The organism is Micromonospora sp. NPDC018662 (genome assembly GCF_044391475.1).
GTDB lineage: Bacteria > Actinomycetota > Actinomycetes > Mycobacteriales > Micromonosporaceae > Micromonospora.
Map to the genome: position 1 here is coordinate 788,464 of NZ_JBISAC010000003.1, position 12,146 is coordinate 800,609.

12 protein-coding genes and 1 riboswitch are annotated in these 12,146 nt (G+C 74.4%); of the genes, 7 read left to right on the forward strand and 5 right to left on the reverse strand.

Features of this window, described 5'->3' with window-relative positions; genetic code table 11:
* Nucleotides 1-55: 55 nt before the first annotated feature.
* The 5 genes from ACH495_RS13140 (at nucleotide 56) to ACH495_RS13160 (ending at nucleotide 5,051) form a co-directional block, all read left to right on the forward strand.
* Entirely contained in the window at nucleotides 56-1,279 is a 1,224-nt protein-coding gene (locus ACH495_RS13140) for a cytochrome P450 (RefSeq protein ID WP_396857936.1), read from the forward strand.
* Nucleotides 1,276-2,274: an alpha/beta hydrolase gene (locus tag ACH495_RS13145; RefSeq protein WP_396857937.1), complete on the forward strand. Its 999-nt coding sequence runs from the start codon at nucleotides 1,276-1,278 to the stop codon at nucleotides 2,272-2,274. The genes ACH495_RS13140 and ACH495_RS13145 overlap by 4 nt, the downstream gene beginning before the upstream one ends.
* The gene (locus ACH495_RS13150; protein ID WP_396857938.1) at nucleotides 2,267-3,415 is read left to right on the forward strand and encodes an alpha-hydroxy acid oxidase; all 1,149 of its coding nucleotides are present in this window, start codon (nucleotides 2,267-2,269) and stop codon (nucleotides 3,413-3,415) included. Before ACH495_RS13145 ends, ACH495_RS13150 begins: the two co-directional genes overlap by 8 nt.
* Nucleotide 3,416: 1 nt before the next feature.
* Nucleotides 3,417-4,730: a PLP-dependent aminotransferase family protein gene (locus ACH495_RS13155; protein ID WP_396857939.1), complete on the forward strand. Its 1,314-nt coding sequence runs from the start codon at nucleotides 3,417-3,419 to the stop codon at nucleotides 4,728-4,730.
* A gap of 69 nt (nucleotides 4,731-4,799) precedes the next feature.
* Entirely contained in the window at nucleotides 4,800-5,051 is a 252-nt protein-coding gene (locus ACH495_RS13160) for a hypothetical protein (RefSeq protein WP_107160278.1), read from the forward strand.
* 52 nt (nucleotides 5,052-5,103) lie between these two features.
* Here ACH495_RS13160 and ACH495_RS13165 read toward each other — a convergent pair whose 3' ends face one another.
* The 5 genes from ACH495_RS13165 to ACH495_RS13185 all read right to left on the reverse strand — a co-directional run bounded on the left by ACH495_RS13165 (nucleotide 5,104) and on the right by ACH495_RS13185 (nucleotide 10,621).
* Nucleotides 5,104-6,540, reverse strand: coding sequence for a glycine hydroxymethyltransferase (locus tag ACH495_RS13165; RefSeq protein ID WP_396857940.1), 1,437 nt, complete (start codon nucleotides 6,538-6,540; stop codon nucleotides 5,104-5,106).
* A gap of 18 nt (nucleotides 6,541-6,558) precedes the next feature.
* A riboswitch (ZMP/ZTP riboswitch) is annotated at nucleotides 6,559-6,647 on the reverse strand.
* A gap of 195 nt (nucleotides 6,648-6,842) precedes the next feature.
* Entirely contained in the window at nucleotides 6,843-7,343 is a 501-nt protein-coding gene (locus ACH495_RS13170) for a hemerythrin domain-containing protein (RefSeq protein ID WP_396857941.1), read from the reverse strand.
* A gap of 108 nt (nucleotides 7,344-7,451) precedes the next feature.
* Nucleotides 7,452-8,927 carry a S8 family peptidase gene (locus ACH495_RS13175; RefSeq protein WP_396857942.1) on the reverse strand — a complete coding sequence of 492 codons (1,476 nt, stop codon included), beginning with the start codon at nucleotides 8,925-8,927 and terminating at the stop codon, nucleotides 7,452-7,454.
* A gap of 115 nt (nucleotides 8,928-9,042) precedes the next feature.
* On the reverse strand, nucleotides 9,043-9,906 hold the full coding sequence (locus ACH495_RS13180; RefSeq protein ID WP_396857943.1) for an NAD(P)H-hydrate dehydratase: 864 nt from the start codon (nucleotides 9,904-9,906) through the stop codon (nucleotides 9,043-9,045).
* A complete protein-coding gene (locus ACH495_RS13185) occupies nucleotides 9,890-10,621 on the reverse strand; it encodes a histidine phosphatase family protein (RefSeq protein ID WP_396857944.1) in 732 nt (243 codons plus the stop codon). The genes ACH495_RS13180 and ACH495_RS13185 overlap by 17 nt, the downstream gene beginning before the upstream one ends.
* A gap of 160 nt (nucleotides 10,622-10,781) precedes the next feature.
* Here ACH495_RS13185 and ACH495_RS13190 point away from each other — a divergent pair, with 160 nt between their 5' ends.
* Together ACH495_RS13190 and ACH495_RS13195 are read left to right on the forward strand one after the other, a co-directional pair.
* Nucleotides 10,782-11,111: a hypothetical protein gene (locus ACH495_RS13190; protein ID WP_396857945.1), complete on the forward strand. Its 330-nt coding sequence runs from the start codon at nucleotides 10,782-10,784 to the stop codon at nucleotides 11,109-11,111.
* 35 nt (nucleotides 11,112-11,146) lie between these two features.
* The gene (locus ACH495_RS13195; RefSeq protein ID WP_396857946.1) at nucleotides 11,147-12,130 is read left to right on the forward strand and encodes a DNA polymerase domain-containing protein; all 984 of its coding nucleotides are present in this window, start codon (nucleotides 11,147-11,149) and stop codon (nucleotides 12,128-12,130) included.
* The last annotated feature ends 16 nt before the right edge of the window (nucleotides 12,131-12,146 follow it).

Here is a 12,146-nt window from a genome sequence, read left to right on the forward strand (position 1 = left end):
CGGCGTCGACACGGCGGCCGCCCCCGCCGCCTTTTCCTGGGGAGGAAGAACCGCCGTGGACGTCAGCGAGATCCTGACCGGCCTGTACAGCGAGCAGGGCCGGCAGAACCCCTATCCCTTCTACGCGGCCCTGCACGCGCTCGGGCCGATCAACGCCCTTCCGGTCCGCGCCGAGCACAGCACCGTCACCGCCGTCGCCGGCGGGTACGACGTGGTGGACCGGATCCTGCGCGATCCGGGGTGGTACAAGGGCTTCCCGCCCGGCTGGGAGGAGCAGGAGATCCTGCGCACCTTCCTCACCTCGATGATGTTCGTCAACCCGCCGGACCACACCCGGATGCGCGCGGTGTTCGCCAAGACGTTCACCCCGCGCCGGCTCGGCGCGCTGGAGCCGGTGGTGGTGCGGATCGTCACCGAACGCCTGGACGCGATGGCCGAGGCCGGCGCGGACGGCACCGAGGTGGACTTCGTCGCCGACTTCGCGTACCCGGTCCCGGCCCTGGTGATGGCCGAGTTCATCGGCCTGCCCGCCGCCGACCTGGCCTGGTACCGGCAGCGGGTCGACTGGATCGACGAGTACATGGACGTCGCCGGCAAGACGCCGGAGCGGCTGGCCCGGGCCAACCAGGCCGCCGAGGAGCTGCGGGCCTACTACCGCGACCTGATCGCCCACCGCCGCCGTGCCCCCGCCGAGGACCTGATCAGCGGGCTGGTCGAGGTGCTCGACGCGGGCGGTGTCGACCTCACCGAGGACGAGCTGATCAGCAACCTGATCGTGCTGTTCAACGCCAGCTTCGTCACCACCGTCTACATGTTCAGCAACGGCCTGCCGCTGCTGCTCGCGCACCCGGAGGTGACCGCCGCGCTGCCCGGTGACGACGCGCTCGCCCGGGGCTGCGTGGACGAGGTGCTGCGGCTGGAGAGCCCGGTGCACTTCCTGGCCCGGTCCGCGCCGGCCGACACCGAACTGGACGGCGTGCCGGTCGCCGGCGGCGACGACGTGCTGCTGCTGGTCGCCGCCGCCAACCGTGACCCGGCGCGCTTCCCCGACCCGGACCGCTTCGACCCGCACCGGGACGGCCCGCCGTCGTTGGCCTTCGGCGTCGGGCTGCACTTCTGCCTCGGTTCCGCGGTGTCGAAACTGGAGGGCCGGCTCGCGCTGCCCCGGCTGTTCGCCCGCTTCCCCCGGCTCGCTGTCACCCAGCCGTACAGCTACAGCGGTAGCCTCTTCCTGCGCGGCATCGACAAGCTCTTCGTCACCACCGGGGAGGCCGGATGACGCTCGATCCGCAGGTGGTCGCGTGGCGGGCCGCGCGGGCGGCGGCCGGCGCGGTGCCGCTCTACACCCAGACCCTGGCGCAGGCCCGCGCCGCCGACCTCGCCGCGATCCGCGCCGGCGGCGGCGCGGTCGAGCCGGTCGCCGAGGTACGCGACACGACCGTGCCCGGCCCGGCCGGGCCGCTGCCGGTGCGGGTCCACCGGCCGGCCGGTGACGGTCCGCTGCCCACACTCGTCTGGTTCTTCGGCGGCGGCTGGACGCTCGGCAGCGTGGACACCGCCGACGGGATCTGCCGCCGCCTGGTCAACCTCGTCGGCTGCCAGACCGTGACGGTCGGCTACCGGCTCGCCCCCGAGCACCCGTTCCCGGCCGCGGTGGACGACTGCCACGCCGCGCTGCGTCACCTGGCCGCCCGACCCGACGAGTTCCGCGTCGATCCGGGCCGGCTGGCCGTCGGCGGGGACAGCGCCGGCGGCAACCTGGCCGCCGCGGTGACGTTGCTGACCCGCGCCGACGGCGGTCCCCGGCTCGCCGCCCAGGTGCTGGTCTACCCGAACACCGACCAGCGCCCGGGCCGGCGGCCGACCGGCGAGGAGGACCCGCTGCTGTTCAACCGGCACTCGGTGGCGTGGTACCGCGGCCACTACCTCGCCGACCCGGCGGACGCGGCCCATCCGCTCGCCTCGCCGCTGCTCGCCGAGGACCTGTCCGGCCTGCCGCCGGCGCTCGTCGTCACGGCCGGGCACGACCCGCTGCACGCCGAGGGCGAGCGGTACGCGTCCCGGTTGCGCGGGGCCGGGGTGCCCACCGAGACGGCCGACTACCCGGGCATGGTGCACGGCTTCTTCGCCATGCCGGGGGTGTTCGACGCCGGCCGCGAGGCCCAGCAGCGGGTGGCCACGTTCCTGCGCCGGCGCCTCGGCCTCGACGCGGGGCCGGTGACCGGCGGGGACGCCGACGTCTCGGCTCCGGCGGGGGGCGTCGGTCATGGCTGAGTCGACCGGCGGCGCGCCGGACGGCGCCCCGACCCGGGCGGACGCGCCGGGGGCCGGCTTCGTGCCGCCGGCCAGCCTGGCGGACTTCGCCGCGCTGGCCCGGGCCGTGCTCCCGGCCGACGTGTGGGACTTCGTCGACGGCGGCAGCGGCGCGGAGACCGCGCTGGCCGCCAACCGGGCCGCGCTGGACCGGGTGGCGGTGCTGCCCCGGATGCTGGCCGGTGTGGACGAGCCGACCACCGAGGCGCCGCTGCCCGGGGGCCGGGCCGCGTTGCCGGTGGCGGTCGCGCCGATGGCGTACCAGCGGTTGCTGCACGCCGACGGCGAGCCGGCGCTGGCGGCGGCGGCCGGCGCGGCGGGCGTGCCCTACGTGGCGAGCACGTTGTCCAGCACGCCGGTCGAGGAGATCGCGGCGGCCGGCGGGACGGTGTGGTTCCAGCTCTACTGGCTGCGCGACCGGGGCCTGGTGGGGGACCTGCTCGACCGGGCGTCGAGCGCGGGCTGCGCGGCGGTGATGCTCACCGTCGACGTGCCGGTGCTCGGCCGGCGCCTGCGCGACGTGCGCAACGGCTTCGCGCTGCCGGCGCACGTCACCGCCGCCAACCTGCCCGGCGGGCGGGACGACCTGGCCCACCGGGGCACGCCCGGCGTCTCGGCGGTGGCGGCGCACACCGGCGCGGTCTTCGCGCCGGCGGTGAGCTGGGCCGACCTGGCCTGGTTGCGGGCGCGTACCCCGGTGCCGTTGCTGGTCAAGGGCATCCTGGACGCGCGCGACGCGGTCCGCGCGGCGGACGCCGGGGTGGACGCGGTGGTGGTCTCCAACCACGGCGGCCGGCAGCTCGACGCCGCCCCGGCCAGCGCGAGCGTGCTGCCGGAGGTGGTCGACGCGGTGGGGGAGCGGTGCGCGGTGCTGCTGGACAGCGGCATCCGTGGCGGCGTCGACGTGCTGCGCGCGCTGGCGCTCGGCGCGGCCGGTGTGCTGGTCGGCCGGCCGCTGCTCTGGGCGCTCGCCGCCGGCGGCCGGGCCGGGGCGGAGGCCGCCCTGGCGCTGCTCGCGGCCGAGCTGCGCGACGCGCTCATCCTCAGCGGCTGTCCCGACCCGGCCTCGGCCCGGCGGCTGCGCACCCGGATCGGAGCCTGACGTGGAACCGGTGGACCTGGCCGTCGAGGCGCTGCACGGCAGCGTCGGTGACCCGGCGCTGAACTCGATGAACTTCCTCAACGAGGTGGCGCAGCACTATCCGGACGCGGTGTCGCTGGCCGCCGGCCGGCCGTACGAGGAGTTCTTCGACTCGGCGCTGCTGCCCGGCCACCTGGACCGGTTCCGGGCGCACCTCGCCGACGACCTGGGGCTGAGCCCGGCCCAGGTCGACCGGACGCTGTTGCAGTACGGCCGGACGAAGGGCATCGTGCACCACCTGATCGCCCGCCACCTCGCCGTCGACGAGGGGCTCACCGTCGACCCGGAGACGATCGTGGTGACGGTCGGCTGCCAGGAGGCGATGTTCCTGGTGCTGCGCGCGTTGCGGGCCGACCCGGCCGACGTGCTGTTCGCGGTGGCGCCGACGTACGTCGGGCTGACCGGCGCGGCCCGCCTGGTCGACCTGCCGGTGCGTCCGGTGGCCGGCGGGCCGGACGGTGTCGACCTGGCCGACCTGCGGGCCGGGGTGCGCCGGGCCCGCGCCGAGGGGCTGCGGCCCCGGGCCTGCTACGTGATGCCGGACTTCGCGAACCCGTCCGGGGTGAGCATGGACACCGCCCAGCGCCGCCGGCTGCTCGACCTGGCCGCCGAGGAGGAGCTGCTGCTGATCGAGGACAACCCGTACGGCCTGTTCCCGGCCGCCGGCGTGGACCGCCGCCCCACGCTCAAGGCGTTGGACACCGCCCGTCGGGTGGTCTATCTCGGTTCGTTCGCCAAGACGGTGCTGCCCGGCGCCCGGGTCGGCTACGTGGTCGCGGACCAGCGGGTGGGGGGCGCGGACGGCACCGTCGGTCCGTTCGCCGACCAGCTCGCCAAGATCAAGAGCATGGTCACTGTCAACACGTCGCCGATCAGCCAGGCGGTGATCGGCGGCGCGTTGCTGGCGCACGACTGCTCGCTGGTGGCCGCGAACGTCCGGGAGCGGGCCGCGTACGCCCGCAACCTCACCCACCTGGTCGACGGCCTGGCCCGGCGCTTCCCGACCGGCGGACCGGTGCGCTGGACCGTGCCGGCCGGTGGCTTCTTCGTGGTGGTCACCGTGCCGTTCCCGGTCGACGACGCGCTGCTGCACCGCTCGGCCCGGGAGTACGGCGTGCTCTGGACCCCGATGGCGCACTTCTACGACGCCGGCACGCCGGTGAACGCGCTGCGACTGTCGGTGAGCGCGGTCACCCCGGCGCAGATCGACGTGGGCCTGGACCGGCTCGCCGCGCTGGTCGCGGACGCCACGGCCGCGGTGGGCGCGCCGGCCTGACGCCGCAGGGTCGCGGTTCCGGCACCACCCGTGTTCCCCGGCGACCCGGTGTCCGTTGATAATGGACGGATGGTTGCCTGGGAGTACGCGTTGCTGGTCCGCCGCTATCAGGGGCAGGGCCGGAATTTCCACGTCTCGTTCGTCTGGTACGGCCCGGACGGGTCCCGCACCGACGTCACCGCGTACGGTGACACCGCGGTCGCGCACCTCAACCGCGTGGGTCGCGAGGGTTGGGAGCTGGTCACCGCCGCCGAGGACGTGAACAACGTGCAGGGCAGCACCGAGGTGCACCGCTACCACCTCAAGCGCCCGCTGCGCTGACGGCAGAGGCCGGCACCCGCGCGGGTGCCGGCCCCTGCCGGGTGACAGCGGCTCAGCCGAGGGTGACCTCGGGGTAGAGCGGGAACGGGGTGAGCAGGTCGGCGGCCTGCTTGCCGACCTGCTCGGCCACCGCGGGGTCCAGCACGTACTTCGCCTTCGACGGTGCGCCGTCGGGGCCGGTGCCGGGGCTCGTCCGGGTGAGCACGGTGTGGATCAGCTCGGCGGTGGCGTCCATCTCGGCGGTGCCCAGCCCGCGGGTGGTCAGCGCCGGCGTGCCGATCCGGACGCCGGACGTGTACCACGCGCCGTTCGGGTCCTGCGGCACCGCGTTGCGGTTCGTCACGATGCCGGAGTCCAGCAGCGCCTGCTCGGCCTGCCGGCCGGTCAGGCCGTAGCCGGACACGTCGATGAGCACCAGGTGGTTGTCGGTGCCGCCGGTGACCAGCGTCGCGCCCCGGCGCAGCAGCCCGTCGGCGAGCGCCTGCGCGTTGTCCACGATCCGCTGGGCGTAGTCGGCGAAGTCGGGCCGGCGGGCCTCGGCCAGCGCGACCGCCTTGGCGGCCATCACGTGCGGCAGCGGGCCGCCGAGCACCATCGGGCAGCCGCGGTCCACCTGGTCGGCCAGCTCCGGGCCGCAGAGCACCATGCCGCCGCGCGGCCCGCGCAGCGACTTGTGCGTGGTGGTGGTGACGATGTGCGCGTGCGGCACCGGGTCGAAGTCGCCGGTGAAGACCTTGCCGGCGACCAGGCCGGCGAAGTGCGCCATGTCGACCATGAACGTGGCGCCGACCGAGTCGGCGATCTCCCGCATGATCCGGAAGTTGACCTTCCGCGGGTACGCCGAGTAACCGGCGACCAGGATCAGCGGCCGGAACTCCCGGGCCGCCGCGGCGACCTTGTCGTAGTCGATCAGCCCGGTGGCCGGGTCGGTGCCGTAGCTGCGCTGGTCGAACATCTTGCCGGAGATGTTCGGCCGGAAGCCGTGGGTGAGGTGGCCGCCGGCGTCCAGCGACATGCCCAGCATCCGCTGGTCGCCCAGCTCGCGCCGCAGCGCGAACCAGTCCGCCTCGGTCAGGTCGTTGACGTGGCGCACCTGCGCCTTCTTCAGCGCGGGGGACTCGACCCGGTCGGCCAGGATCGCCCAGAACGCGACCAGGTTGGCGTCGATGCCGGAGTGCGGCTGCACGTACGCGTGGGCGGCCCCGAACAGCTCCCGGGCGTGCTCGGCGGCGAGCGCCTCGACGGTGTCCACGTTCTGGCAGCCGGCGTAGAAACGTCGACCGACGGTGCCCTCGGCGTACTTGTCGCTGAACCAGTTCCCCATGGCCAGCAGCGTCGCGGGGGAGGCGTAGTTCTCACTGGCGATCAACTTCAGCGACTCGCGCTGGTCGGCCAACTCCGCGGAGATGGCGTCCGCCACCCGCGGCTCGACGCCGCGGATCACCTCCAGCGCGCTGCGGAAGGCGGTGGACTCGGCGTTGTGCGACATGCGACCTCCTGGTGACGTGCGGAAGGCCCAGGCGCTCGGCATGCGTCCTCATGACGAGGCCGCTCCCCGATGGTGCTCCATCTCCAGCGCCAGTCACGGCCCGTGGGAAATCCTAGCGGTCGGTCCCGGACCGGGCCTGCGGGGTTGGGCGGCCCGCCGTGGGGCACACCGAGAGCGGGGCCGGCCCGCCGGCCCTCCGGGAGAGGGAGGTAAGGCGGGGCCCCTTCTTAACGCATTCTGCATAGGCGGGGCCCCCTCTTAACATCCACGTGTTAAAAGGGGGCCCCGCCTTACACCCGGGCTCAGGCGACCACGGCGTCGCGCGCCTTCTTCAGCGCCTTCGGGGCGGTCGGCGTCTTCGGCGCCTGAGGGCGCAGGTCGAGCATCCGCTGGCCGATCTCCTGGAGCTGGTTACGGCCGAGCGCGTCGCGCACCTTCGGGAACCACTCCTGCTCCTCCTCCTCGACGTGGTGCAGCACGTTCTCGATCAGCACCGTCGTCTTGGCGACGAACCGCTCGTCGTCGGCGTCCATGGCGGACAACTCGAGGCAGAGCACGTCCGCGACGTGGTGCTCCTCGTACGACTCGAGGATGTCGTCCTCGACGTCCGGCACCAGCTTGCGGACCTCCGGGTACATCACCTCGTTCTCCAGGTAGGTGTGCACCGTCAGCGCCTCGAGGATCTGCGTCACGATCTTCCCGCGCTTGCTCGGCGGCCCGTCCTCGGCATCCTGGAAGGCCTTGAACAGACGGCGGATCTCCTTGTGGTCCTCCTTGAGCAGGACGATCGCGTCGGTGGACACCGGGTTACCTCCTAGGTCGACTGATGAGGCCCCCTACCCGACGCCCGACCAGGACAAACGGACCGGGCCCGGCACGATCGTGCCGGGCCCGGTCGGTGCCGGTCGGGGTTACCGCACCGCGTTGTACGCGTCGACCAGGCCGGCGCCGTAGAACCCGTTGCGGTTGCCGCCGGAGCAGGTCGCGTCGTAGGCGTTCGGGCCCGCCGGGATCAGCGGCACCGGGTTGTAGACGCCGGCCGGGCAGGACTTCGCCACCGCCGTGCGCTCCAGGAACGACGACAACTGGCCCGGGGTCATGCCCGGGTGCGCCGACAACGCCAGCGCCGCGACGCCGGTGGCGTGCGGGCCGGACATCGACGTGCCCTGCTTGTAGCCCCACCCGTTGGTGCGGGTCACCGTGTTGAAGGTGGTCGACAGGATGCCGTCGGTCGACGTCGAGCGCGCGCCCTGGGTCCGGAACCGGGTGTCGCCGCCCGGCGCCGTCACGTCGATCACGCCCTGCCCGTACGAGGAGTAGTAGCTCTTCGCGCCGGTCGGGCCCACCGCGCCGACGGTCACCACGCCGGGCGCCTCGGCCGGCAGGTCGAGGCAGGCGTTGGTCAGGTTCTCGCGCTCCTCCGGCGTCCCGTTGTTCGGGCTGCCGGTGTCGGTGATCTTGTGGGCGAGGTCGTAGTTCGAGTTGCCGGCGGACGCCACGTTGAGCACGCCCTTGGACTGCGAGTAGCGGATCGCCCGCTGCACGGCCTGCCACACCGGGCGCTGCCGCGCGTCGTTGCGGCAGTTCAGCTCCCACGGGTCGATGTAGTAGCTGTTGTTCGTCAGCCGCATCCCGTGGTCGGCCGCCCACAGGAACCCGCAGACCGCGGCCTCCGGGAAGATGTAGCCGTCGTCGTTGACCACCTTGACGGCGGCGACCTTGACCCCCGGCGCGACGCCGGTGACGCCGACGCCGTTGATCGCCGCGGCGATGGTGCCGGCCACGTGGGTGCCGTGGTCGCTGTTGGTCGGGTTCCAGGCCGCCTCGGTGGTGTCGGTGACGCCGCCGACGCAGGACGTGCTCTTGTCCTTGGCGATCTGGGTCGCCAGGTCCGGGTGGGTGCTGGAGATGCCGCTGTCCAGGACGCCGACGACGACGTCGGGGCGGCCCGTGGTCACCGCGTGGGCCTGCGGGACGCGGATCATGTCCATGTCCCACTGCTGGCCGTAGAGCGGCTCGCGGGTGGGGTCGGCGGCGACCTGCGCCGCCGGGACCTCGACCGTCTCGCCCTCGTCCAGGGCGGTGCCGAGGCCGGCGGTGGAGGCGACCGACTCGACGCCCGCGCCGGCCACCCGGGCGGCGAAGTCCGGGTTGGTCGAGCGGGCGACGAGCACGCCGATCTGGTCGTAGCTGGCCACCACGGTGCCGTCGGCGGCGGCCACCCGGGCGGCGGCCTTGCCGGTGGTGGCGCCCTGCGGGGCGAGGACCAGGTACGAGGTCTCCGGTCCGGCGGCTGCCGCCGGCGCCAGGCCACCGGTGACGGCGAGGCCGGCGCCGAGCGTCACGGCGGACGCGGCGGCCAGTGTCTTGCGACGAAGGTTGTTCACACGTACTCCCAGGGGGCCGATCCGGTGGAGGACGCGCAGACTGCGCGCCCTTCACCGGATCAGCGCGGCGGTGCCGTGTGGTGTTACACACACCCTCGCCGCCGCGTGTCGACCGTCAGACGGTGGCCAACGTGTACGGGATCTCGTCGAGCAGCTCGCGGGCGAGGAAGCCGATCCGGCCGTAGCGGGGCACCAGCCGCTGCCCGCTGACCGCGTGCGCGAACGCCGCCCAGCACGCGGCCTGCGCCGGGTCGGCGCCGCGGGAGAGCAGCCCGGCGAGGAGCCCGGCCCGCACGTCGCCGCTGCCGGAGGTGCCCAGCCCGGCGTCGCCGCTCTCCTCCCGCCAGGCCCGGCCGTCCGGGGTGGCGATGTGGCCGTAGAGCGAGACCACCGCCTCGTACCGGCCGGCCAGCTCCACCGCCTCGGCGTCGAGGTCGTCGCCGGGGTCCCGGCCGAGCAGGTGGCGGGCCTCGGTGAGGTTCGGCGTGAGCACCACCTTGCGGCCGGAGCCGACCAGCAGCTCCGGCTCGTGGCTGAGCGCGCCGAGCGCGTACGCGTCGAGCACCAGCGCGGTCTCCCGGCCGGCCGCGTCGAGCACCAGGCGCAGCAGCTCCCGGGTGGCGTCGATGTCGTTCAACCCGGGGCCGACGGTCACCACGTCCGCATCGGCGACCAACCCGCCGAGCACGTCACCGGGGTCGCCCCGGACCGCGCCCTCGCCGGTCTCCGGCAGGCCGACCACCAGCGCCTCCGGGACCTGGATGCTCAGTGCCGTGGCGGTCGACTCGGGGGCGGCGAGCTGGAGCACGCCGGCGCCGGCGCGCAGCGCGGCGACGCCGGCCAGCAGCACCGCCCCGGGCGTGAACCGGGAACCGCCGACCACCAGCACCGTGCCGCGTGCCTCCTTGCCGCCGGAGGGCACCGGCAACGCCCAGTCCCGCAGCAGCGCGGGGGTGATCACGTCAGACCGGCTCGGCATGGACCTCGTCCTCCCTGGTGGGCCGCGCCCCCTGCCGGTGCAGGTGGGTCACGTCGTTGAACATCTCCGGCGCGAGCCGGCCCGCGCCGTCGGCGCGCCAGCCGGTCACCGAGCAGTTGGCGATCACGTGCTCACGGGTGAGCGCCATCAGCTCCGCCTCGGTCAGCCCCTCCACCAGGTAGCGGAGCAGGAAGACCAGCGCGTCGTGGCCGAACAGCAGCACCCGGCCGCCCTCGTGGTCGCGGCGCAGGTCGCCGAGGAGGGCCCGCAGCCGCAGCGCCACGTCGGTCCAGGACTCGCCGCCCGGCGGCCGGTAGTAGAACTTGCCGAGCCGGTCCCGCCGCCGGGCCTCCTCGGGGTGGCGTCGGCGTACGCCGTGCCCGGTGAGCCCGTCGAGGATGCCCAGCTCCCGGTCGCGCAGCCGCTCGTCGCGGCTCATCGGCACGCCGGTGCCGGCCAGCGCCAGCTCGGCGGTGCGCACCGCGCGCAGGTACGGCGACACCACCGCCACCTCGGGCCGGCGCTCCGCGGGGAGGCCGGCCAGCCACCGCCCGGTCGCCCGGGCCTGCTCCTCGCCGGTGGGCGACAGCGGCACGTCCGCGTCCCGGTGGGTGAGGTCGATCAGCTCGGCACCGGACGTCTCGGCCGCGGTGGCCGCGACGTTCGCGGTGCTCTCGCCGTGCCGGACGATCCAGAGCGCTGCCAACTCCGCCATGCGGCTCCCGGTACCCGGGCCCCGCGCCCGGTAACCGCGCCGGCCGGCCCGCCGGCTCGTCCGGCCGGGTCCCGACGGCTCCCGGCCACGGGGCAGCGCGAGCCGGCATCGACCCGGCAGAATGTCCGCCGGGTCGGGTGGCCCGGTCGGGGAGGTGCGCATGTCGACGGTGGTCCGGGGTCTGCGGGAGGCGCTGGTGCTCTTCGTGATCGCGGTGGTGGCGATCACGGTGGCGGTCGGCATCTGGGTGGCGGTCGCCGGCGGCGACTTCGTGCACCGGGTCGGCGTGGCGTTCCTGCTGGTCGGGGCCGTGATCGGGATGACCGGCGACCTGACGCTGAGCCGGATCGGCATGCTGCCGGCCCGGTCCACGTTCGGGCTGGCGCCGGAGCGCGAGGACGCCGGCGGCGGCCGGGTGCTCACCGGCGTCGGCATCTTCCTGTTCGTCTCGGTCCCGCTGATCGTGGTCGGCGTCCTGCTGATCACCTGACGAGATGCCCGCGCGACGCCGGTCGGTGCCCTACGGTGTGTGGCGTGGCGACCACGGCGGCCGAGGAGATCCGGGTGGGGGAGCGGCTGGTCCGCGTCTCCAGCCCCGACAAGCCCTACTTCCCCGAGCGCGGGCTGACCAAGCTGGACGTGGTGCGCTACTTCCTCGCCGTCGGCGACGGCGTGCTGCGCGCCCTGCGGGACCGGCCCACCATGCTGGAACGCTGGCCGCGCGGCGTGTTCGAGGGCGCGACGATCGCCACCCGGCAGACCAACCGGGGCGACGCGTTCTATCAGAAGCGGTTGCCGGCCGGTGCGCCCGACTGGGTGCGCACCGCGCACATCACGTTCCCCAGCGGACGGACCGCCGACGAGGTGGCGCCGAGCGAGCTGGCGGTGGTGATCTGGGCGGCGAACCTGGGCACGCTGCGGTTCCACCCGTGGCCGGTCTCGTCGGCCGACGTGGAGCACCCCGACCAGCTGCGCATCGACCTGGACCCGATGCCCGGGGTGGAGTTCGCCCAGGTGGTGCCGGTGGCCCACGAGGTGCGCGCGTTCCTGGCCGAGCTGGGCATGGAGGGCTTCCCGAAGACCACCGGCGGGCGGGGCCTGCACGTCTACCTGTCGATCGAGCCGCGGTGGAGCTTCGGCGAGTGCCGGCGGGCGGTGCTGGCGCTCGGGCGGGAGATGCGGCGACGCCGGCCCGACCTGGTCACCACCACCTGGTGGCGGGACCAGCGCGACCGACCGGTCTTCGTCGACTACAACCAGATGGCCCGCGACCACACCATGACGTCGGCGTACTCGATCCGGCCCACGCCCCGGGCGCTGGTCTCGGCGCCGCTGGACTGGGCCGAGCTGGACGACGCCCGGCCGGAGGACTTCGACGTGCTCAGCATGCCGGCCCGCTTCGCCGACCGCGGTGATCCGCACGCCGGCCTGGACGGCCGCCGGCACTCGCTGGAGCCGCTGCTGGAGCTGGCCGACCGGGAGGGCCTGGAGCCACCGCCGGAGCGCTGAACCCGGCCGACCTCCC

Bases quoted from the DNA above. Each gene is read 5' to 3' on its own strand.
- ACH495_RS13145 (WP_396857937.1), top strand. From the start codon at position 1,276: ATGACGCTCGATCCGCAGGTGGTCGCGTGGCGGGCCGCGCGGGCGGCG.
- ACH495_RS13165 (WP_396857940.1), bottom strand. From the start codon at position 6,540: ATGTCGCACAACGCCGAGTCCACCGCCTTCCGCAGCGCGCTGGAGGTG.
- ACH495_RS13190 (WP_396857945.1), top strand. From the start codon at position 10,782: ATGTCGACGGTGGTCCGGGGTCTGCGGGAGGCGCTGGTGCTCTTCGTG.
- ACH495_RS13150 (WP_396857938.1), top strand. From the start codon at position 2,267: ATGGCTGAGTCGACCGGCGGCGCGCCGGACGGCGCCCCGACCCGGGCG.
- ACH495_RS13180 (WP_396857943.1), bottom strand. From the start codon at position 9,906: ATGCCGAGCCGGTCTGACGTGATCACCCCCGCGCTGCTGCGGGACTGG.
- ACH495_RS13185 (WP_396857944.1), bottom strand. From the start codon at position 10,621: ATGGCGGAGTTGGCAGCGCTCTGGATCGTCCGGCACGGCGAGAGCACC.
- ACH495_RS13160 (WP_107160278.1), top strand. From the start codon at position 4,800: ATGGTTGCCTGGGAGTACGCGTTGCTGGTCCGCCGCTATCAGGGGCAG.